We start from the raw sequence: 20,490 nt of genomic DNA on the forward strand, positions 1-20,490 counted from the left end.
ATGGCTTATGAAATGATAAAACTTTTACTTTTTAAGTTAAACCCTGAGCATGCACATGCTTTGGTTGAATATAGCTTAAGGGCTTTAAGTGCCAGTTTTCCAGGAGCTTTAAGTTTTTTAGCACACAAATATATAGTTGATGATGAGAGTTTAAGGCAAAATTTACTTGGACTTGATTTTAATAATCCTGTAGGTTTAGCAGGAGGCTTTGATAAAAATGCCACTATGATAAGACCTTTGAGTGCTTTAGGATTTGGCTTTTTAGAAGTGGGAACTTTTACTCCAAAACCTCAAGAAGGCAATGAAAAGCCACGTCTATTTAGACTTGTAAAACAAGAAAGTATACAAAATGCTATGGGTTTTAACAACGAAGGTGCTGAAAAGATTGCTTTAAGACTTGCAAAAACCTATCCTTTTGTTTTGCCTTTAGGGGTAAATATAGGGAAAAATAAAATCACTCCAAATGATAAAGCCTTGGAGGATTATTTTACTTTGTTTAGAGATTTTAAGGATTTGTGTGATTATTTTATCGTTAATATCTCATCTCCTAATACTAAAAATTTAAGAGAGTTGCAAAATGATGATTTTTTAAATACCTTGCTTGAAGAAGCCAAAAAAATCACTTCTAAGCCTATTTTGATAAAAATTGCTCCTGATATGAAAATAGATGATGCTTTAAATTTATGTGAAAATGCCATTAAAAAAGGTGCAGATGGGTTTATATTAGCCAATACTAGTGTTGATTATAGTTTATTAGATAATAATCGTACTTTTGGTGGTATTAGTGGAAGACTGATTACGGAAAAAAGTGGTATTTTTTTCAAAGAAGTAACTAAAATTCTTTTTGGCAAAACCTTGCTTATTGCAAGTGGAGGGATTGATAGTGCTGATATTGCTTATGAGCGTATTAAAAATGGGGCTAATTTGGTGCAAGTTTATACAGCTTTGATTTTTAAAGGTCCTTCTTTGGTAAAAAATATCAATCAAAATCTTATAGAGCTTTTAAGAAAAGATGGTTTTTTACACATTAGCGAAGCTGTTGGGGTAAATTTAAAATGATTGCTTATGAAAAAATTCAATTAAAAAACAAGCTTGAAGTTTATGCTTTGCCTGTAAATAAAAATAGCGATGTGATTAGCGTTGATATTTTTTATAAAGTGGGTTCAAGAAATGAGATCATGGGAAAAAGTGGCATAGCTCATATGTTAGAACATTTAAATTTTAAAAGTACTAAAAATTTAAAAGCTGGCGAATTTGATGAGATTGTTAAGGGTTTTGGTGGTGTGGATAATGCAAGCACAGGTTTTGACTATACTCATTATTATATTAAATGTGCGAAGAAAAATTTAGATAAAGCTTTAGAGCTTTTTGCAGAACTTATGGCGAATTTAAATTTAAAAGATGAAGAATTTCAGCCTGAAAGAGCAGTGGTTTTAGAAGAGCGTAGATGGAGAACAGATAATAACCCTTTAGGATATCTTTATTTTAGGCTTTTTAATCATGCATTTATGTATCATCCTTATCATTGGACTCCTATAGGTTTTTTTAAGGATATAGAAAATTGGAGTATTGAAGATATTAAAGAATTTCACAGTATTTATTATCAACCTAAAAATGCGATTTTACTTGTAAGTGGCGATATAGAAAGTAAGGAAGTTTTTGAGCTTTCAAAAAAACATTTTGAAAAGATTAAAAATACTAAGACTATACCTAAAATTCACACAAAAGAGCCTAAGCAAGATGGAGTAAAAAGAATATATTTACATAAAAACTCAGATACTGAACTATTAGCCCTTGCTTATAAAATTCCAAATTTCAAGCACAAAGATATACCTGCTTTAAATGCTTTATCCGAGCTTTTAGGAAGTGGGAAAAGTTCTTTAATGAGTGAAATTTTGATTGATAAATTAAATTTAATCAATGATTATTATGCTTATGTTAATGATTGTATAGATGAAAATTTATTTATTTTTATTTGTAATTGTAACCCCAATGTTAATGCAGAAAAAGTAGAAAAAGAGCTTTTAAAAATCATTGATAAACTTAAAATGGGTAAAATTTCTCAAAAAGATTTGCAAAGAGTGAAAAATAATGTCAAAAGTGATTTTATTTTCTCACTTAACAATGCTAGTGCAGTGGCAAATATTTATGGTTCATATCTAGCAAGAGGAGATATCAATCCTTTGTTAAATTATGAGAAAGATATACAAAATTTGGAATTAAAAGATTTGATTTCTTGTGCTAAAAAATATTTTATTCAAGAAAATTCAACTACGGTAATTCTAAGAAAGGATTCAAATGGATAAAAATATTATCATTGGGGCGATGACGGCTCTTATTACACCATTTAAAAATGGAAAAGTTGATGAGCAAAGTTATGCAAGATTGATTAAAAGACAAATAGAAAATGGCATCGATGCAGTAGTTCCAGTAGGAACAACAGGAGAAAGTGCAACTTTAACCCATGAAGAACATAGAACTTGCATAGAAATAGCCGTTGAGACTTGTAAAGGAACTAAAGTTAAGGTTTTAGCAGGTGCGGGAAGTAATGCAACTCATGAGGCAGTGGGTTTGGCTAAATTTGCTAAAGAGCATGGTGCTGATGGGATTTTAAGTGTGGCACCGTATTATAATAAACCTACGCAACAAGGACTTTACGAGCATTATAAGGCTATTGCGCAAAGTGTAGATATTCCTGTGCTTTTATATAATGTTCCAGGAAGAACAGGTTGTGAAATTTCAACGGATACTATTATCAAGCTTTTTAGAGATTGTGAAAATATTTATGGAGTAAAAGAAGCGAGTGGAAATATCGATAAGTGTGTGGATTTGCTTGCACACGAACCTAGAATGATGCTTATTTCAGGGGAAGATGCGATCAATTATCCTATACTTTCAAATGGTGGAAAGGGAGTGATTTCAGTAACTTCAAATTTATTACCCGATATGATTAGCGCTTTAACTCATTTTGCTTTAGATGAAAATTATAAAGAAGCTAAAAAAATCAATGATGAGCTTTATAATATCAATAAAATTTTATTTTGCGAAAGTAATCCTATTCCTATTAAAACGGCTATGTATTTAGCTGGATTGATAGAAAGTTTGGAATTTAGACTTCCTCTTTGTTCTCCAAGTAAGGAAAATTTTGCTAAAATTGAAGAAGTGATGAAAAAATATAAGATCAAAGGATTTTAATGAATACAGAATTTCAAGGAAAAACTTTAGTGATTAGCGGTGGAACTCGCGGGATAGGCAAAGCTATAGTTTATGAATTTGCTAAAGTGGGTGCAAATATAGCTTTTACTTATAATTCTAATGCGCAAATTGCTGATGAAATGGTTCAAGATTTGGAGAAAAATTATAAAATCAAAGCTAGAGCTTATGAATTTAATATCTTAGAACCTGAAACCTATAAAGAACTTTTTGAAAAAATTGATGTGGATTTTGATAGAGTGGATTATTTTATCTCAAATGCTATCATTTCAGGACGTGCGGTTGTAGGTGGCTATACCAAATTTATGAAGTTAAAACCAAAGGGAATTAATAACATTTTTACAGCCACAGTAAATGCTTTTGTTGTGGGCGCACAAGAAGCAGCTAAAAGGATGGAAAAAGTAGGGGGTGGAAGCATTATTTCTATCTCATCTACAGGAAATTTAGTGTATATAGAAAATTATTCAGGTCACGGTACAGCAAAAGCCGCTGTAGAAGCTATGGTAAGATATGCGGCTACTGAACTTGGAGAAAAAAATATCCGTGTAAATGTCGTAAGTGGTGGGCCTATTGAAACTGATGCTTTAAGAGCTTTTACAAATTATGAAGAAGTAAAACAGGCTACTATAAATTTAAGCCCTTTAAATCGCATGGGGCAGCCTGAAGATTTGGCTGGAGCATGTCTTTTTCTTTGTTCAAGTAAGGCAAGTTGGGTTACAGGACATACTTTCATCGTTGATGGTGGTACAACTTTTAAATAAAAATTAAGAAAAATCAATGGATTTTTCTTAAAAATATTTTTCAATCAAGTTTTAATTTCCACCCTAAAAAAACACTTAATAATGCAAGTAAAAAAATAAAATTTAAAGTCCAATTACCAAAACCTACAAAACCTATAGATAATACGCTGTAAAAAAATCCTCCCACAGCTGAATAAATACAAATCGTACTTAAAGATCCATTTTCTGCCATTTTTTTACATGGGCAGATTTTATAAAATTTTTTATCGTTAAATTGATTTTTCTTTTTATTTCCTAAAAATAAACCAAAAAGGGCAAAAAGATTTAAAAAAATAAAAGCATATAATAAAATTTGATCTAATTCCATTTTAATATACCTTAAAAGTATCTAAGCCAAGAGGGTAGATGGACTTGCTCTTCTTTTAAAGTAGTCTCTTGTCCATGTCCTGGTAAAAGTTTAAAATCTTCTTTGTAAGTCATAACTTTTTCTAAGCTTTGTTTCATTAAATTTGCATCTGAATAAGGAAAATCCCATCTTCCTATGCTTCTATAAAATAAAAAATCTCCACTAAACATGATATTTTTACCTACAATTTCTATCATAGTGCAACCTGGTGTGTGTCCTGGTAAAAAGTGAAATTTAAAATCAACTCCGCAAATATTTAAAATATCTTCATTATCTACTAAAAAATCCGCATCGCTAGAATCATAGCCTTGATTAAAATCATCATGTAGCATAAAAGCATCATTTTTATGAATATAAATAGGGATGTTGTATTCTTTTTTAACCTTGGCATTATCCCAAATATGATCATAATGCCCGTGAGTATTTAAAATCGCCAAAGGATTTTTTACATGTTTTTTGATAAATAAAAGTGCATCAGTTCCTGGATCAATGATAAATTCACCCTTTGGGGTAAATAAAATATAGCAATTAGTTTCATAAACTCCACAAGCTTGTTTGATAATTTGCATTTTTTGCCTCTTTAATAAAAAATTTGCCTTAAATAAATATAATTATACATTAAATTTTTAAAAGGCAAGCTTTATGGATTGGCAAAAGATTACGGAAAAAATGTGTGATTTTATACAAGAAAAAGTGAAAAATTCTCAAAGTCAAGGTGTGGTTTTGGGGCTTAGTGGCGGGATTGATTCTGCTTTAGTAGCAACGCTTTGTAAAAGAGCTTTAAAAGAGAATGTTTTTGCTCTTTTAATGCCAACTCAAATTTCAAACAAAGCCAATCTTGAAGATGCTTTAAGGCTTTGTGCGGATTTAAATCTTGAATATAAAATCATAGAAATTCAAAGCATTTTAGATGCTTTTATAAAGCAAAGTGAAAATACCACTCTAGTATCTTTGGGAAATTTTGCAGCGCGTATTAGAATGAGTTTGCTTTATGATTATTCTGCTTTGAAAAATTCTTTAGTCATAGGCACTTCTAATAAAAGCGAATTGCTTTTAGGTTATGGTACGATTTATGGGGATTTAGCTTGTGCTTTTAATCCTATAGGATCGCTTTATAAAAGTGAAATTTATGCCTTAGCAAAATACCTTAACTTGCATGAAAATTTCATCAAAAAAGCTCCAAGTGCGGATCTTTGGGAAAATCAAAGTGATGAGGCGGATTTAGGTTTTTCTTATACAAAAATCGATGAAGGTTTAAAAGCTTTAGAAACTAATGATGAAAAACTTTTAAGAACGCTTGATCCTTCTTTGATTGCTATGTTAAAAAATCGCATGCAAAAAAATGCTTTTAAGGGAAAAATGCCTGAAATTTTGGAAATTTAAACAATGAATGAAGAAAAAAATTATGAACTTTGGCTTGATAATTATTTTTTTAAGCCCAATTTTTGGCAAAAATGCCTTGCTTTTATACTTTTACCTTTAAGTGTGCTTTATGCTTTTTTTGCGATTTTAAATACTTTTTTTCGTAAAAAAATAGTTTTTAAAAAGCCTGTTATTAGCGTTGGTAATTTAAGTTTTGGAGGTAATGGAAAAACCCCGCTTTGTAAAGCTATAGCAAGGGAATTTGATGGTGTTTTTATAGTACTTAGGGGCTATAAAAGAAAGTCTAAAGGTTTGTTTGTTGTTAAAAATCAAAATGAAATTTTATGCACCTTAACACAAAGTGGCGATGAAGCTATGGAGTATGCTTTTGAAGAAAATATCAAAGGTGTGATTGTGAGCGAAGATAGAGTAAAAGGTATTGAAAAAGCTTTTGAATTGGGAGCTAAAATCGTTGTGCTTGATGATGCTTTTTCTAAATTTCATATTAAAAAATTTGATATTTTACTTGAAAGTAAAATCAAACCTTATTTTAATTTTACCTTACCAAGTGGAGCTTATCGTTTGCCGAAATTTTATGAAAAAAGGGCTGATTTTATTGCATTAGAAGGCAGGGATTTTGTGCGTTATTCTTTTGTAAAAGAAAATCCAAAGGCTGTTTTGGTAACTGCTATTGCTAAACCTTTTAGATTGTATGAGCATTTTATCAAGGCAAGGGCTTGTTATTTTTTTAAAGATCATTATGAGTTTAAAAAAGAAGAATTAGAAAATTTGCTAAAAAAACATAATTGCGATACACTAATGCTTACTTTTAAGGATTTTGTTAAAGTTAAAGATTTTGGTTTTAAATGTCAAATTATAGAATTAAATATAGAATTAAAAGATTCATTAAGAGAAAAAATAAAAACTTATATCAAGGAGTTTGAACAGTGAAATTGGTCGAGAGTAGAAATGTAAATAATGTATCAAGTTTTAAGGAAGCTTTGATTAACCCAAACGCTCCAGAAGGAGGGCTTTACTCACCTTTAAATTTGCCTATTTTTGAAGGAGAAAAATATGCCAATTTGTCTTATAAAGATTTTGCTTTAAAGCTTATAGAAAGTTTTGGTTTTGGCGAAGAAGAGCTTTTTAAAAAGGCTTTGAAAAGTTACGAAAGCTTTGATGATAAAAATACACCTATTTCTTTGCAAAAAATCTCTGAAAAAACCTATATTAACGAGCTTTGGCATGGGCCTACAAGAGCTTTTAAAGATATGGCTTTACAGCCTTTTGGCGTGCTTTTAAGCGAATTTTCAAAGGATAAAAATATTTTAATTATCTGTGCTACAAGCGGCGATACAGGGCCTGCAACCCTAAAAAGTTTTGAAAATGCAAAAAATGTTAAAGTAGCTTGTATGTATCCAAAAGGTGGCACAAGTGGAGTTCAAGAGTTGCAAATGCGAGCTTTAGATAAGGATAACTTGAAAGTTTTTGCCATAGATGAGGATTTTGACGCAGCGCAACGCACTTTAAAAGAATTGCTTTTTTCAAAAGATTTTCAAAATGAAATTAAAGCTTTAAATTATGAGCTTTGCGCAGCTAATTCTGTAAATTTTGGGCGTATTTTATTTCAGATTATTTATCATTATTATGCGAGTTTAAAACTTTTTAATGAGTTTTTAGAAGAAGTACAAATCATCGTTCCAAGTGGAAATTTTGGCAATGCTTTAGGAGCTTTTTATGCTAAAAAAATGGGAGCTAAAATTTCAAAAATCAAAATCGCTTCAAACGCAAATAATATTTTGAGTGAATTTTTTAATCAAGGCGTTTATGATTTGCGTGAAAAAAGTCTTAAGAAGACTATTTCTCCAGCTATGGATATACTTATTTCATCTAATATCGAAAGACTTTTGTTTGCGAAATTTAAAGATAAAAGAACTAAAGAACTGATGAATTTGTTAAAAAATGAAAGATATTTTAAACTTGAAAAAGAAGAATTACAAAGTTTGCAAGAAGATTTTGAGGCGGATTTTTGCACCGATGAAGAATGTATGCAATTTATCAAACAAAGCAAGATTTTAATCGATCCGCATACCGCAACTTGTTTTAAAATGCTTGATCCTTTAAAACCTAGCATTATCACTTCTACAGCAGAATGGACAAAATTTACTCCAAGTATGATAAAAGCTTTATATGATAGGGATTCTAAGAATGAAAAAGAAGATTTAAAATTTATAGCTAAAGAGTTTAATGTCCAAGTTAAAGATGAAATTTTGGCTTTATTTGATTTGAAAAATAGCGATGAAAAGGTATTTGAAGCCAGGAATATAAAAAAAGAAATTTTAGATTGGATGCAAAAATGATTATTATTCCTGCAAGATTAAAATCAAGTCGTTTTCATGAGAAAATTTTATGTGATATAGGTGGAGTGCCTATGTTTGTGGCTACTGCAAGAAGAGTAAGTAGCGTGGATGAAGTTTGTATAGCTTTAGACGATGAAAAGGTTTTAAGTATCGCTAAAGAATATGGTCTAAATGCGGTTTTAACAAGCAAAGATCATGAAAGCGGTACGGATAGGATTAATGAAGCTTGTAAGAAACTAGCTTTAAAAGATGATGAGATTATTATCAATGTCCAAGCTGATGAGCCTTTTATAGAATGTGAAAATTTATTAAAATTTAAAGAATTTGCAAGTTTTTGCTTGGATAAAAAAGCTTTTATGGCGAGTTGTTATAAAAAAATCACTCAAGAAGAAGCTATGGATCCTAATCTGGTTAAAGTGCTTTGCGATAAAGAAGGGTATGCCTTGTATTTTTCAAGAGCTAAAATCCCTTATGAAAGAGAAAATTACGAGGAAAGTTTTAAAGGGCATTTAGGCATTTACGCTTATAGTGTCAAAGCTTTAAGGGAGTTTTGTTCTTTATCAAGTTCTGCACTTGAAAGAGCGGAAAAATTAGAGCAGTTAAGAGCTATAGAAAATGGTAAAAAAATCAAAATGCTTGAAATTTCAACAACAAGCATGGGGATTGATACTAAAGAAGACTATGAAAGGGCTTTAAAAATTTATTTAGAAAAATAACTCCACCCCAAAACGGAACAAATTTTGCTTATATTATTTTAATATATTTAGGTTGAAGGCAGAAAAATCTAAATCAAGGAATTAATATGAGTATCTTTAGTATCAATGATAATTCAAACTATAATTCTATACTTTCACAAGCAAAAGCTAATAAAGAAAGTAAAGAAAATTCTAAAATAAGTTTTGCTAATGCTTTTTTAAAACAAAATGCTAGTAAGTTAAATGAAATTCAAAATGCAAATTCACAAACTCTAGCAAGAAGTGAAGCATTAAATTCTACTAATACAACAAATACTAGCAATAATACTAATTTTAGTATAAGTAGTAAGACAAGTTCTCCTAATTATGATATATCTAGTGAATTTAAAAACTCTATTTATACTCTAAAATACAAACAAGCTGATTTAAACACTAATACAGCCTATGGTTATAGTGTAGATAAAGATGGTTATATGGGAAGTGATTTTAATAAAGCTGCGGGACTTCCTGAAGATTTTAAGATACATAAATCTACTTTGGATGAGATTAAAAAAGCTGCCGAAAATGATCCTGTTGTTTCAAGTACAAAAGAATACTTAGGCGTAAGCAGTTATTATTCTAATATAGATATAGCAAATACTATAAAACAATATTATAATCTTTTTTCTAATGCTCTAGGTCAAAGCTTTCCAAATGATAAAACAAGTTTTAGTGAAGCAGATATAAATTCTATGCCTAGTGGTTATGGTGTAAGTGGAACGCAATGGATGGACTTTAATGAGCCAAGCAATAGAATGAATATTACAGGTTTAAAAGATTTTTCAAATTCTTTAATTTCAAATGTTTATAAAACCCCTGAACAAGCAAAAGAAGCTGATGAAATTTGACTTGATTCAGGATGTATGATCAAAGGATTATCATCTGAGACTTTAGGTTTATCCTTAGAAGAAATCAAAAATGTTTCTAGAGGTGAAGATTGGCAATTTAATCCTGATATGTCAGTTTATCCACAAAATGAAGATGGAAGCTATTCTAAAGAAACTTTGTTTATGAGTTTTTTAAAAGCTCAAGGTGGACAACCTGTTGAGAGTCTAAAAACCACACTTAATCCAAAATTAGAAGCTTACAAGAGGGCTATGGCTAAAGAGAGTTTTAGTGGTCCTGCAATTAACATTGATAGTATTATGACAGGTAAAAGTGACTTTAAAAGCTTTTTTAGATACTGGGCAGAGCGTGGCATAGAAGGTGATTTATATATGTATGAAAATAACATTTCTAAAGAATCTGCTATGGGTAATTGGGCTTTAGACGCTGAGATTAAACAAGCTCTTGCTAATGGTTGGAAAGCAAAACCTAGCACTATTGATTCCTACGCTGATTCTATAATGGATAGATTAAATAATCTTTTGGGACAAACTAGGGTTTAGGAAGTATTAATTTTTTAAGTTTGAAATAAATTGCTAATAACAAAATAAGATAAAACTAGTATAATTTTTTTACAAAAAAAATTGAAAGGAAATTATGAAAAAAATTATTTTGATTTTTATCTCTTTTTTTGCTTTAAATTTGAGTGCAAAAGATTTGGTTGTAGGAATGGAGCTTGGATATCCGCCTTTTGAAATGAGCGATAAAACAGGCAAAGCAAGTGGAATTAGCGTGGATTTTTTAGAAGCTTTTGCAAAGAAAAACGGCTATAAACTTGTAGTAAAAAATATCGCTTGGGATGGTTTAATACCTGCTTTAAAAACAGCCAAGATAGATCTTATTATGTCCTCTATGACAATTACCGATAAGAGAAAGAAAGTGGTGGATTTTAGCATTCCTTATGCTAAGGCAAATTTGGCTATTTTAACTCCTTTGAACTCTGATATTACAAATATCAAAGATTTAGATAAAAAGGGCAAAGTTTTGGCTTTAAAGCGTGGTTCTACAGGGCATTTATATGCGGTTAAAAATTTAAAAAATGCAACTATTAATTTATTTGATAAAGAAAATGCTGCTATTTTGGAAGTGATTCAAGGCAAGGCTGATGGATTTTTTTATGATCAACTTACGATTTATCGGACTTGGCAAAAGCATCAAGATACAACCAGAGCCATTTTAGCGCCTTTTCAAGAAAATCCTGAGTTTTGGGGTATAGCTGTAAGAAAAGGTGATGAAGCTTTAAAGGACAAGCTTGATAATTTCATTGATGAGAGTAGGAAAAATGGCTTTTTAGATTTTTTGGGCAATAAGTATTTAAAAGACATTAAAGAAGTTTTTAAGCAAAATAATATCACTTTTTTCTTGTAGGCTTTTAATAAAATATTGATAATTAATATTAATTTTATGAATTTTGATATACAATATCATTATCTAAATTTTAAATAAAAGGATTTAAGATAATGAAAAAAGTTGCATTTTTTTGTTATTTTTGTTTTTATCTTGCACTGTACTAAACGCAGCTAGGGAGTATTGCAAATATGCTTATCAAGAAGATAGAGCTATACCTTTAATTTTAAATTATGGAATAAGATTGGGGGTAGTAGGTGCTGGGGTTGCGAATGCACCTGCACCGGGCGGAAGTACTTACAATTCAAAAATTGACATGATGGCTGCAAGATGCCACTAAGCTTAGTTTTTGGGTGTATTTTACAATGCTAGAATTTATTTTTACTCTTATTTTAGATTTTACTTTTTATTCTATCAAGACCCTAGAAAAAGTCTTTCTAGGGCGAACAGCCTTAGTAATTCTTTTTGTTGTTTTTATAGCTCTTTTTTGCGTTAAAGGCTTGTTTTTGTATATACTTTTAGCTTTAGAATTATTTTTGCTTTTGTATCTTTTTCTTGGAATTTTGTTTTTAAGATTTTATAAATCTTAGGTTACAAAGCTTTCCACAAGCCTTTGCACTAGCAAATTCCATCCATCCACTAATACAAAAATTAAGAGTTTAAAAGGTAAAGAGATCATAGTAGGAGGTAGCATCATCATACCCATAGCCATTAAAACTGAGCTTACAACCATATCTATGACTAAAAAGGGTAGGTAGATTAAAAACCCTATTTCAAAAGCGGTTTTAAGCTCTGAAATCATAAAAGCAGGAACTAAAACCGTAAGGGGAACATCATCTATGGTTTTGGGATTGGGTAGATTGCGTATGCGATAAAAAAGGGCTAAATCTTTTTCGCGAGTATTTTTAAGCATAAAATCTTTAAAAGGCTTTGCTCCTTTTATAAAAGCCTCTTCATAGCCTATTTTTTCTGCTAAATAAGGTTTTATACCTTCATTATAGGATTTTGTAGCTACAGGTTCCATGATAAAAAAAGTTAAAATTAAAGCCAAGGTTACTAAAATGGTATTAGGTGGCATACTTTGCGTCCCCATAGCTTGTCGCAAAAATGAAAATACTACAATAAGACGCAAGAAAGAAGTCATAACAAAAACTATACTTGGAGCGAGCGCAAGTATGGTTAAAACAATCACTATATTTAAAGTAGTAACAAGCTGATTAGGTGTATTGGGTGCACTTAAGCTTAAATTTACTGTAGGGATAGTTGCTTCAGCAGCAAATAAGCTCATGCTTAAAAGTAAAAATAATAATATTTTTTTCAAAATTTAAAAACCTTTTTTTGTTTTTTACTAAAGAAATTTAAATTTTATCTTTTGATGACTAAAAACTAGTTTAAGGGTATTAGGATTTTAACTTTAAACTGCTAAAATAGTCTTTTAGACTTCTTAATAACAAAGGTAAAAAATGAAAACTTCTATTTTGATTTTAGCGGCAGGATTAGGCACTAGAATAAAATCACAAAAGCCAAAGGTTTTGCAAGAGCTTTGTCAAAAAAGTATGATTTTACACATTTTAAAAAAGGCTTTTGCTTTAAGTGATGATGTAAGTGTAGTTTTATCGCATCAAAAAGAACGCGTTGAAAAAGAAATTTTAGAATATTTTCCAAAAACACAAATTTTAGAGCAAGATTTGCAAAATTATCCAGGAACTGCGGGAGCTTTAAGTGGGTTTGAGCCTAAAAATGAAAGAGTGTTGATTCTTTGTGGTGATATGCCTTTGGTTGAGCAAACAAGTTTGGAAGCTTTGTTGGGTAATAATGCAAAATTAAATCTAGCAGTTTTTAAAGCAAGAGATCCTAAAAGTTATGGTAGGGTGGTGATAAAAAACGATAGCGTTGAAAAAATTGTTGAATTTAAAGATGCAAATACGCAAGAAAAAGAGATAAATACTTGCAATGCTGGGGTTTATGTGATTGACTCGAGGCTTTTAAAAGAGCTTTTACCTTTGATTGATAACAATAATGCGGCAAAAGAGTATTATTTAACCGACATTGTAAAACTAGCAAAAGAAAAAGATGTGATGATTAAAGCAGTTTTTGTAGATGAAGATGAATTTATGGGGATTAATGATAAATTTGAACTCAGTATAGCTGAAAATTTCATGCAAAAAAAAATTAAAAAATACTGGATGCAACAGGGTGTGATTTTTCATTTACCGCAAAGCACTTTTATAGGTGCAGATGTTGAATTTGTAGGTGAATGTGAAGTATATGAAAATGTAAGGATAGAGGGCAAAAGTAAGATTATAAACTCTATCATTAAAAGTTCAAGCGTGATAGAAAATTCCATCGTAGAAAATAGCGATGTAGGGCCTTTGGCACATTTGCGTCCAAATTGTGAGTTAAAAAACACTCATATAGGAAATTTTGTAGAATGCAAAAATGCAAAGTTAAATACCGTAAAAGCAGGGCATTTGAGCTATTTAGGAGATTGTGAGATAGATAGTGGAACCAATATAGGCTGTGGGACTATCACTTGTAATTATGATGGGGTAAAAAAGCATAAAACCATCATAGGAAAAAATGTTTTTGTAGGTTCTGATACGCAATTTATCGCACCTGTAAAAATCGAAGATGAAGTAATCATAGCAGCAGGAAGCACAGTAAGTATCAATGTAGAAAAGGGTGCTTTGTTTATCAATAGAGCAGGGCATAAAATGATAAAAGATTATTATTATAAGAAATTTCAAAAATGAAAACCATACTTTTAGCCATTAGCGGTAGTATAGCTTTTTATAAATCTTATGAGCTTATTTCTTTGTTTAAAAAAGAAGGCTTTAGGGTAAAAGTTTTGCTTTCTAATGGTTTGTTAAAATTTGCTAGCAAAATGAGTTTTGAAGCCTTGGTTGATGAAGTTTTATGTGAGGAAAATGAAAGTTGGCAAAATTCAAACAATCACATAGCTTTTAGCAAGGATGTAGACCTTGTTTTGTTTACCCCTGCAAGTGTTAATTCTATCAATAAACTTGCTTTTGGTATAGCGGATAATCTTTTTATCCAAACTTTAATTGCAGCAAATAAACCTCTTATCATAGCTCCTGCGGCAAATACAAATATGTTTCATCATTTTAGCACGCAAAATTCTTTAAAGATACTTAAAGAAAATAAAGCTTTGATTATAGAGCCTATTTGTAAAGTTTTAGCTTGTAAAGATGAAGGCGTAGGAGCCTTAGCTGAAGTTAAGGATATTTTTAATATCACCAAAAGAGAGCTTTTAAAAGAAAAGTTTTGGTGCAATAAAAGCGTAGTTATCACAGGTGGCGGCACAAGGGAAAGAATCGATGATGTGCGTTGTGTGAGTAATTTTTCAAGTGGAAAAATGGCAAAAGCCATAGCTGATGCTTTTTATTTTTTAGGAGCTAGGGTAAAACTTTTAAGCTCTGTGGAATTTGATACGCCTTATGAGCTTTGCAAATTTGAAAGTTCTAAGGATCTAAAGGAGCTTTTGGATAAAAATTTAAGTCATGACTTTTTGATTATGACGGCTGCAGTGAGTGATTTTATCCCTCAAAGTGTAAAAGGGAAAATTAAAAAAAATGAGCATTTACAGGGTTTAAATTTGCATCTATCTTTAAATGAAGATTTGCTTAAAACTTGCAAATTTCAAGGCAAAAAGATAGGTTTTAAGATGGAATTTGATTCTCAAAATGCCTTAGAAAATGCGAAAAAATCTCTAAAAGATAAACAACTTGATATGGTTTGCCTTAATATCATTGATCAAAAAAATTATTTTGGAAGTGATCAAAATGAACTTTATTTTATCACTTTAAACAATGAAAATAAAAGCACTTTGCAAAGCAAAGAAAAATTGGCATTTGAATTAGTAAAATGGTGTGAAAAATTATGAGTATGATTAATTCTACTTTACCTATACAAATGAAAGTTTTAGCTAAATCAGGTTATGGACATTATACGCTTTTATTAAATCACAAAAAGATTCAAACCAAAAGCATGATAGAGCTTGAAATTGGTGCTGAATATTTAGCTGAACTTTATATGCAAAATGGTGGAGTTATACAATTTAAACATCTTTCAAAGCGTCCTAATTTCAAACCTTTTGAAGAGGGATTGGCTTTGATAATCGCTATTTTAGAGGATAAAATTTCTTATAAAAAATTCATTATACAAAATCTTTTAGATTGTAAAGATATAGAGCGTTATCAGATATTAAAAGAAATGCTTTTTGCAAGTTTTGAAAATATTTATCATATTCCTTTTAACTTTGAAAATAAATCTTGCTTGTTTCAAATGCGTAAAAGAGCAAAATATTTAGAAATTTACTTATATTTTAGCGTTTTTGGAGCTTTAAAAATTTTAATAGACTCGCAAGGCATTAGTGTTTTTACACCTTTTGCCAAGGTGCAAAAATTTTTAAACGAACATTTAGATTTTAATGTATCTCAAGAAAACAAGATTGAACCTTTGTTTGTTTTCAAAAGGCTTTTTGATTTTAAAGGATGAAAAATGAATGAATTAAAACACCTTGCTGTTGTTATGGATGGCAATAGGCGGTGGGCTAGAGCTAAGGGTTTTTTGGCAAAGCTTGGATATTCCCAAGGAGTCAAAACTATGCAAAAATTGATGGAAGTTTGCATGGAAGAAAATATTTCAAATTTAAGCCTTTTTGCTTTTAGTACGGAAAATTGGAAGCGTCCTAAAGATGAAATTGATTTTATCTTTGAACTTTTAGATCGTTGTTTAGATGAAGCTTTAGAAAAATTTGAAAAAAATAATGTGCGTTTAAGAGCTATAGGTGATTTATCGCGCTTGGAAGATAAAGTAAGAGAAAAAATTACCTTAGTTGAAGAAAAAACAAAGCATTGTGACGCACTTTGTGTTAATTTGGCTATAAGTTATGGTGCAAGAGATGAGATTATAAGAGCTGCTAAGCGTGTGATTGAAAAAAAACTTGAGCTAAATGAAGAAAATTTAACGCAAAATTTAGATTTACCTTTAGATGTGGATTTGATGCTTCGCGTTGGAAACGCTAAAAGACTTTCAAATTTCTTACTTTGGCAGTGTTCATATGCTGAAATTTATTTTAGTGAAACTTTATTTCCATCTCTTACCAAGAGAGAATTTAAAAGGATTATTAAAGAATTTAGAAATAGAGAAAGAACTTTTGGAAAATGATATTTTTCATAATAATTCTAGGGGCTTGTTTGGGTTCTTTTTGCACAAGTTTGGCAAGTAGGATAATTGAAAAAAAACTCTTTTTTATCTCGCGCTCTTTTTGTTTTTCTTGTGATACAAAATTAAAATACTATGAAATTATTCCTATTTTTTCTTATATTTTTTTAAAGGCAAAATGTCAAACTTGTAAATGTCATTTGTCTATTTCTTTGTTAATCAATGAAATTTTAGGCGCAATTTTGCTTATTTTGGTTTATTCTTTAAGTCAAAATTTTTATGATTTTTTATTTTTATCTCTATTTTTATTTAATCTTTTCTTACTTTCTTTGATTGATATTAAACTCAAAGCCGTACCACAAATTTTACTTTGGAGTGCTTTTTTATTTGCTTTTTTTTACGCCTTTAGGGAAAGTGAAATTTTACATTTTTTGATTTTTAAAGAGTTTAGTGGAGGTTTTTTACTAAATGCTTTTAGTTTTGGAGGATTTGTTTTTTTATTAAAAAGTTTGGTTTTTTTTCTAATGAATTTCCAAAAAAAAGATGAAATTTTAGAAAATTTGGGTGATGCTGATATTATTATTATGTCTTGTATAGGTGGAATTTTAGGTTTTGAGTATGGATTTTTAGTATTATTTATAGCTTCTATTTTGACTTTGCCTTTTTTTATTTTTTTTAGAATTAAAGCAATAAAAGAGCAAGAACTTGCTATGATACCCTTTTTAAATATCGCTTTTGTGGCAGTTTTATTTTATAAAAACTTAGGATTATTCTAATGAAGCTTAGTTTAAGATATGTTTTAAATCAATTTTTAAGTACGAATTTGTCTATATTTTTCGTACTTTTTGCTATTGTATCTATGGTGTTTTTTATTCAACTTGCAAAACTTACTTCAAGTATAGAGATTAGTTTTTTGGATCTTTTAAAGCTTTATGGGTTTATGTTGCCTAGAATTTTAATTTTTACCTTGCCTATATCTTTTTTTATTTCTTTAACTTTGGCTTTGTTTAGGCTTTCTAAGGAAAATGAAAGCATAGTGCTTTTTACTTTGGGATTTTCACCAATGATTTTGGCAAAATTTTTCCTTAAAATTGCAAGCTTGATTAGTGCTTTTATGCTTGTTGTAGCTTTGGTAATGATACCTATAGTATTTGAACTTCAGGATAACTTTGTAAACTATAAAAGCACTCAAGTGAAATTTAACTACAAAACAGGAGAATTTGGACAAAAATTTTTAGACTGGATGATTTTTATAGAAAAACAAGATAGTGATAAGTATGAAAACATAATTATGTATCGCCCTAAACATAAAGCAGATGATAAAGAACAACTTATCATAGCCAAAGAAGCGCATGTGCAAAGAAAAGATGATAGCTTTGCTTTTAGCTTAAATCAAGGCAAAATGTATAATTTTGAGCAAGGTCAAAGTATTTTTAGTGGAGAATTTGACACTTTAGTAGTAAATACTCAGTTTAATACAGACAATCTTCAAACAAAGAAATTTTATGAATACTGGAATGATTTAAACGAAAATCTACAAAGAGCAAGAGAATTTGTGATTTATACAACTATAGCCTTGTTTCCACTTGCTAGTACGCTTTTTGCGCTTTGTTTTGGTTTGGTTACTTATCGTTATGAAAAAGGCTATGTGTATTTAGGTATGTTTGGAGTGATTGCTATATATTTTGGACTTTTAAGTTCTTTTTCTCAACCTCCAATTTTGGCTTGTCTTGGAATTTTTTCTTTAAGTTTATTTGTTTCGGCTTATTGTTTTAAGAAAATGATTTTGAGTCGATATTGATGAAAATAAAAATTATATTTTCTTATGATGGCTCTGCTTTTTTAGGTTCTGCTACTCAGCCTCATAAAAAAGGTGTTCAAGATGCTTTAAGTGGGGCCTTATCGCATTTGGGTATTTTTTCACCTCTTTTGATGGCTTCTCGTACAGATAAAGGAGTACATGCAAGCTATGCTGTAGCTAGTGTGGAGTGTGGAGATTATTTTACAAATTTAGAATATCTTCAAAAACAACTTAATAAATTTTCCCATCCTTTTATCCATATCAAAAAAATTGAAAAAGTAAAAGATGATTTTGAAGTAAGATTTGATGTAAAAAGTAGAGAATACCGCTATATATTTTCTCACGCTTCTTATAGTCCTTTTATGGCTTCTTATGTACATTTTTATCCTAAATTTGACCTAGGTAAAGCTAATGAACTTTTGGGTTTTTTTGTAGGAAAAAAGGATTTAAAGTTTTTTTGCAAAAGTGGAGGGGATAATAAAACGACTTTAAGAGAAATTTTTATTGCTAGAGCTTATGCTTATAAAGATTTTAGCATTTTTCATTTTAAAGCTAATGGTTTTTTAAGAGGGCAAATTAGATTAAGCGTAGCAAGCGTTTTAAAAGTTTTAGAAGGAAAAATGAGTGAAAAAGAACTCAAAGAACAGATTGAGGCTAAAAAGCAATACAATCACTTTTTAGCACCGCCAAATGGGCTTTATTTAAGCCGTATATGTTATTAAAAACTTTCATAGAAATTAAAAGCCTTTTGGGTTAAAATTTTTCTTATTTCTTCTTGATGTTCTTTACCTTTGGTTTCTAGAGTAATTGAAATCATCGCATCGCCATAATCAAGCTTGGTAGAAAATCTATCATAGTCGATTTTTACTATATTTGCATTGGCTATTTTTAAGCTGTCTGTAAGGTGTAATAATGCCCCAGGTTTATCTACTAAAGTAACATAAATTTGCATTTTTCTGTAAGATTTAAATAAACCTTTTTCTATGATGATATTTAGCATTTGTGCATCGATATTGCCTCCGCTTAAAACTACGCCAATTTTTTTATGATTTTGTGTATTTATTTTTTGATGAAGCAGGGCGGCTACACTCGCAGCTCCCGCACCTTCGACTATGATTTTATGTTTTTCGAGTAAAAACAATACCGCATTAGCTATTTCTTCATCATCAACTTGGATAAAATCATCTACACATTCTAAGATAATGTTAAAATTTATAGGATTTGCATCACGCACAGCAATACCATCGGCTATAGTGCGTACGCTTTTCGCATTTTTGATTTTTTTAGCATGAAAACTTTCATACATTGCAGGAGCTCCTTTGGCTCCAACTCCGATGATTTTAATGTTAGGATTGATTTGTTTAGCTGTACTTGAGATACCGCTTATAAGTCCTCCGCCTCCAACAGGTGCAATAATCATATCAAGATCGCTTATTTCATCAAGCATTTCAAGCATTAAAGTTCCTTGTCCTGCCATTACAAATTCATCTTCAAAAGGATGGATAAAGCTAAGATTATTTTCTTTAGCATAAGAGGTTGCAAAAGCATAGGCTTCATCAAAATTATCTCCTCTGAGTATCACCTCTGCTCCTAAGGCTTTTGTAGCAGAAACTTTTAAGAGTGGAGTGGATTCTGGCATTACGATAACTGCTTTAATGCTAAATTTTTTTGCACTAATGGCCACGCCTTGAGCATGGTTTCCCGCACTTGCTGCAATGACTCCATGTTGTTTTTGTTCAGTGCTAAGATTGGCTATTTTATTGTAAGCTCCACGAATTTTATAAGCACCTGTAATTTGTAAATTTTCATTTTTAAGATAAATCTCACTTTGACAAATATCACTTAAAAAAGAAGAGTATATGAAAGGAGTTTTGTTTACAAATCCTGAAATTTGTTGTTTTGCTTTGTAAATTTTATTAAGCTCTAACACTATTTTTCCTTTGTTTTAAAATGCGGATATTCTAGCATAATGCAACGATTTTGTATAAAATTTATATCTAATTTTTTACATTCTTCTTTGGCTGTTTCATTACTAATATCAAGTTGAAGCCATAGGTTTTTAATATTTTTTTCAACAAGCTTAGGAAGAATTTCTAGCGCCACTTCACCTTTTCTAAAAAGTATAAGTGTATCGATTTTTTCTTCTATTTGATCTAAATTTCTATAAACTTTTTCATTTAAAATAAACTCTTCTTTAGGATAAATAGGAAAAATTTTATAATTTTTTCTTTGTAAAAATTCTGCTACCCTATAAGAAGCTTTTGTCTTATCTGGACTTAAAGCAAATATGACAATATTTTTACTTGTATTTATAATATAAGAGATAGTTTCTTTTTCGTTCATTGTTAACCTTTGTTTTGGTATTTTATCTTAAATGATTAAAAAATTAACTAAAGTGAATTCAAAAAATGAAAAAAGTGTTATAATATAGCAAATTCCGAAGTTTAATAAGGAG

At 30.1% G+C, this 20,490-nt stretch carries 23 protein-coding genes and 1 pseudogene; 19 read left to right on the forward strand and 5 right to left on the reverse strand.

Annotation, left to right across the window (positions count from 1 at the left end; genetic code table 11):
* Genes FBF20_RS04225 through FBF20_RS04240 form a run of 4 tightly spaced genes read left to right on the forward strand, consistent with a single transcriptional unit; the run spans position 1 to position 3,974 of the window.
* Positions 1-1,059 carry a quinone-dependent dihydroorotate dehydrogenase gene (locus tag FBF20_RS04225; RefSeq protein ID WP_002852597.1) on the forward strand — a complete coding sequence of 353 codons (1,059 nt, stop codon included), beginning with the start codon at positions 1-3 and terminating at the stop codon, positions 1,057-1,059.
* Positions 1,056-2,306, forward strand: a complete 1,251-nt coding sequence (locus tag FBF20_RS04230) for a pitrilysin family protein (RefSeq protein WP_002852436.1) — start codon at positions 1,056-1,058, stop codon at positions 2,304-2,306. The genes FBF20_RS04225 and FBF20_RS04230 overlap by 4 nt, the downstream gene beginning before the upstream one ends.
* The gene (dapA, locus tag FBF20_RS04235; RefSeq protein WP_002852574.1) at positions 2,299-3,195 is read left to right on the forward strand and encodes a 4-hydroxy-tetrahydrodipicolinate synthase; all 897 of its coding nucleotides are present in this window, start codon (positions 2,299-2,301) and stop codon (positions 3,193-3,195) included. The genes FBF20_RS04230 and dapA overlap by 8 nt, the downstream gene beginning before the upstream one ends.
* The gene (locus FBF20_RS04240) at positions 3,195-3,974 is read left to right on the forward strand and encodes an enoyl-ACP reductase (protein ID WP_002890592.1); all 780 of its coding nucleotides are present in this window, start codon (positions 3,195-3,197) and stop codon (positions 3,972-3,974) included. Before dapA ends, FBF20_RS04240 begins: the two co-directional genes overlap by 1 nt.
* A gap of 40 nt (positions 3,975-4,014) precedes the next feature.
* Here FBF20_RS04240 and FBF20_RS04245 read toward each other — a convergent pair whose 3' ends face one another.
* Both FBF20_RS04245 and FBF20_RS04250 read right to left on the reverse strand, forming a co-directional pair.
* Entirely contained in the window at positions 4,015-4,320 is a 306-nt protein-coding gene (locus tag FBF20_RS04245; protein ID WP_002852583.1) for a hypothetical protein, read from the reverse strand.
* A gap of 11 nt (positions 4,321-4,331) precedes the next feature.
* Positions 4,332-4,928, reverse strand: coding sequence for an MBL fold metallo-hydrolase (locus FBF20_RS04250; RefSeq protein ID WP_002852433.1), 597 nt, complete (start codon positions 4,926-4,928; stop codon positions 4,332-4,334).
* A 73-nt stretch (positions 4,929-5,001) separates the two neighbouring features.
* Between FBF20_RS04250 and FBF20_RS04255 the strand changes: the two genes are divergently transcribed.
* The 8 genes and pseudogenes from FBF20_RS04255 (at position 5,002) to FBF20_RS04295 (ending at position 11,637) form a co-directional block, all read left to right on the forward strand.
* Positions 5,002-5,742 carry an NAD+ synthase gene (locus tag FBF20_RS04255; RefSeq protein WP_002852555.1) on the forward strand — a complete coding sequence of 247 codons (741 nt, stop codon included), beginning with the start codon at positions 5,002-5,004 and terminating at the stop codon, positions 5,740-5,742.
* 3 nt (positions 5,743-5,745) lie between these two features.
* A complete protein-coding gene (locus tag FBF20_RS04260; RefSeq protein WP_002852582.1) occupies positions 5,746-6,672 on the forward strand; it encodes a tetraacyldisaccharide 4'-kinase in 927 nt (308 codons plus the stop codon).
* Positions 6,669-8,081 (forward strand): threonine synthase, encoded by a 1,413-nt coding sequence (gene thrC, locus FBF20_RS04265; RefSeq protein WP_002852451.1) that lies wholly within the window; start codon positions 6,669-6,671, stop codon positions 8,079-8,081. The genes FBF20_RS04260 and thrC overlap by 4 nt, the downstream gene beginning before the upstream one ends.
* Positions 8,078-8,797 carry a 3-deoxy-manno-octulosonate cytidylyltransferase gene (gene kdsB, locus FBF20_RS04270; RefSeq protein ID WP_002852502.1) on the forward strand — a complete coding sequence of 240 codons (720 nt, stop codon included), beginning with the start codon at positions 8,078-8,080 and terminating at the stop codon, positions 8,795-8,797. Before thrC ends, kdsB begins: the two co-directional genes overlap by 4 nt.
* Positions 8,798-8,883: 86 nt before the next feature.
* A pseudogene (locus FBF20_RS08915) lies at positions 8,884-10,203 on the forward strand (hypothetical protein).
* Between the two features lie 94 nt (positions 10,204-10,297).
* On the forward strand, positions 10,298-11,068 hold the full coding sequence (locus FBF20_RS04285) for a transporter substrate-binding domain-containing protein (protein ID WP_002858779.1): 771 nt from the start codon (positions 10,298-10,300) through the stop codon (positions 11,066-11,068).
* Between the two features lie 106 nt (positions 11,069-11,174).
* Positions 11,175-11,387 (forward strand): hypothetical protein, encoded by a 213-nt coding sequence (locus FBF20_RS04290; protein ID WP_079264038.1) that lies wholly within the window; start codon positions 11,175-11,177, stop codon positions 11,385-11,387.
* 25 nt (positions 11,388-11,412) lie between these two features.
* Complete coding sequence (locus FBF20_RS04295) at positions 11,413-11,637, forward strand: hypothetical protein (RefSeq protein WP_002780361.1); 225 nt, start codon at positions 11,413-11,415, stop codon at positions 11,635-11,637.
* Here FBF20_RS04295 and fliP read toward each other — a convergent pair.
* Complete coding sequence (fliP, locus tag FBF20_RS04300; RefSeq protein ID WP_002852529.1) at positions 11,634-12,368, reverse strand: flagellar type III secretion system pore protein FliP; 735 nt, start codon at positions 12,366-12,368, stop codon at positions 11,634-11,636. The genes FBF20_RS04295 and fliP overlap by 4 nt on opposite strands.
* Before the next feature lie 142 nt (positions 12,369-12,510).
* Between fliP and glmU the strand changes: the two genes are divergently transcribed.
* From glmU to truA, 7 genes are read left to right on the forward strand one after another with little or no spacing between them, the layout of a single operon-like run.
* Positions 12,511-13,800 (forward strand): bifunctional UDP-N-acetylglucosamine diphosphorylase/glucosamine-1-phosphate N-acetyltransferase GlmU, encoded by a 1,290-nt coding sequence (gene glmU, locus FBF20_RS04305; RefSeq protein WP_002852530.1) that lies wholly within the window; start codon positions 12,511-12,513, stop codon positions 13,798-13,800.
* A complete protein-coding gene (gene coaBC / locus FBF20_RS04310; RefSeq protein WP_002852470.1) occupies positions 13,797-14,951 on the forward strand; it encodes a bifunctional phosphopantothenoylcysteine decarboxylase/phosphopantothenate--cysteine ligase CoaBC in 1,155 nt (384 codons plus the stop codon). Before glmU ends, coaBC begins: the two co-directional genes overlap by 4 nt.
* Positions 14,948-15,565: a hypothetical protein gene (locus tag FBF20_RS04315; RefSeq protein WP_002852539.1), complete on the forward strand. Its 618-nt coding sequence runs from the start codon at positions 14,948-14,950 to the stop codon at positions 15,563-15,565. Before coaBC ends, FBF20_RS04315 begins: the two co-directional genes overlap by 4 nt.
* Before the next feature lie 3 nt (positions 15,566-15,568).
* Complete coding sequence (uppS, locus tag FBF20_RS04320; RefSeq protein ID WP_002852565.1) at positions 15,569-16,237, forward strand: polyprenyl diphosphate synthase; 669 nt, start codon at positions 15,569-15,571, stop codon at positions 16,235-16,237.
* Positions 16,234-17,010: an A24 family peptidase gene (locus FBF20_RS04325; RefSeq protein WP_002858757.1), complete on the forward strand. Its 777-nt coding sequence runs from the start codon at positions 16,234-16,236 to the stop codon at positions 17,008-17,010. Before uppS ends, FBF20_RS04325 begins: the two co-directional genes overlap by 4 nt.
* Positions 17,010-18,035, forward strand: a complete 1,026-nt coding sequence (locus FBF20_RS04330; RefSeq protein WP_002852624.1) for an LptF/LptG family permease — start codon at positions 17,010-17,012, stop codon at positions 18,033-18,035. Before FBF20_RS04325 ends, FBF20_RS04330 begins: the two co-directional genes overlap by 1 nt.
* Positions 18,032-18,757, forward strand: coding sequence for a tRNA pseudouridine(38-40) synthase TruA (truA, locus tag FBF20_RS04335; RefSeq protein ID WP_002852636.1), 726 nt, complete (start codon positions 18,032-18,034; stop codon positions 18,755-18,757). The genes FBF20_RS04330 and truA overlap by 4 nt, the downstream gene beginning before the upstream one ends.
* Here truA and ilvA read toward each other — a convergent pair.
* Both ilvA and FBF20_RS04345 read right to left on the reverse strand, forming a co-directional pair.
* A complete protein-coding gene (gene ilvA / locus FBF20_RS04340) occupies positions 18,754-19,965 on the reverse strand; it encodes a threonine ammonia-lyase (RefSeq protein ID WP_002858758.1) in 1,212 nt (403 codons plus the stop codon). The genes truA and ilvA overlap by 4 nt on opposite strands.
* On the reverse strand, positions 19,965-20,378 hold the full coding sequence (locus tag FBF20_RS04345) for a CoA-binding protein (protein ID WP_002858783.1): 414 nt from the start codon (positions 20,376-20,378) through the stop codon (positions 19,965-19,967). The genes ilvA and FBF20_RS04345 overlap by 1 nt, the downstream gene beginning before the upstream one ends.
* Between the last annotated feature and the right edge of the window lie 112 nt (positions 20,379-20,490).

Origin of the sequence: Campylobacter sp. CFSAN093259 (assembly GCF_012889985.1) — a bacterium.
Taxonomy (GTDB): domain Bacteria; phylum Campylobacterota; class Campylobacteria; order Campylobacterales; family Campylobacteraceae; genus Campylobacter_D; species Campylobacter_D jejuni.

Excerpts from the sequence above, each read along its gene's own strand:
- FBF20_RS04225 (WP_002852597.1), top strand. The coding sequence starts at position 1 with ATGGCTTATGAAATGATAAAACTTTTACTTTTTAAGTTAAACCCTGAG.
- FBF20_RS04230 (WP_002852436.1), top strand. The coding sequence starts at position 1,056 with ATGATTGCTTATGAAAAAATTCAATTAAAAAACAAGCTTGAAGTTTAT.
- dapA (WP_002852574.1), top strand. The coding sequence starts at position 2,299 with ATGGATAAAAATATTATCATTGGGGCGATGACGGCTCTTATTACACCA.
- FBF20_RS04240 (WP_002890592.1), top strand. The coding sequence starts at position 3,195 with ATGAATACAGAATTTCAAGGAAAAACTTTAGTGATTAGCGGTGGAACT.
- FBF20_RS04245 (WP_002852583.1), bottom strand. The coding sequence starts at position 4,320 with ATGGAATTAGATCAAATTTTATTATATGCTTTTATTTTTTTAAATCTT.
- FBF20_RS04250 (WP_002852433.1), bottom strand. The coding sequence starts at position 4,928 with ATGCAAATTATCAAACAAGCTTGTGGAGTTTATGAAACTAATTGCTAT.
- FBF20_RS04255 (WP_002852555.1), top strand. The coding sequence starts at position 5,002 with ATGGATTGGCAAAAGATTACGGAAAAAATGTGTGATTTTATACAAGAA.
- FBF20_RS04260 (WP_002852582.1), top strand. The coding sequence starts at position 5,746 with ATGAATGAAGAAAAAAATTATGAACTTTGGCTTGATAATTATTTTTTT.
- kdsB (WP_002852502.1), top strand. The coding sequence starts at position 8,078 with ATGATTATTATTCCTGCAAGATTAAAATCAAGTCGTTTTCATGAGAAA.
- FBF20_RS04285 (WP_002858779.1), top strand. The coding sequence starts at position 10,298 with ATGAAAAAAATTATTTTGATTTTTATCTCTTTTTTTGCTTTAAATTTG.
- FBF20_RS04295 (WP_002780361.1), top strand. The coding sequence starts at position 11,413 with ATGCTAGAATTTATTTTTACTCTTATTTTAGATTTTACTTTTTATTCT.
- glmU (WP_002852530.1), top strand. The coding sequence starts at position 12,511 with ATGAAAACTTCTATTTTGATTTTAGCGGCAGGATTAGGCACTAGAATA.
- coaBC (WP_002852470.1), top strand. The coding sequence starts at position 13,797 with ATGAAAACCATACTTTTAGCCATTAGCGGTAGTATAGCTTTTTATAAA.
- FBF20_RS04315 (WP_002852539.1), top strand. The coding sequence starts at position 14,948 with ATGAGTATGATTAATTCTACTTTACCTATACAAATGAAAGTTTTAGCT.
- uppS (WP_002852565.1), top strand. The coding sequence starts at position 15,569 with ATGAATGAATTAAAACACCTTGCTGTTGTTATGGATGGCAATAGGCGG.
- FBF20_RS04325 (WP_002858757.1), top strand. The coding sequence starts at position 16,234 with ATGATATTTTTCATAATAATTCTAGGGGCTTGTTTGGGTTCTTTTTGC.
- FBF20_RS04330 (WP_002852624.1), top strand. The coding sequence starts at position 17,010 with ATGAAGCTTAGTTTAAGATATGTTTTAAATCAATTTTTAAGTACGAAT.
- FBF20_RS04345 (WP_002858783.1), bottom strand. The coding sequence starts at position 20,378 with ATGAACGAAAAAGAAACTATCTCTTATATTATAAATACAAGTAAAAAT.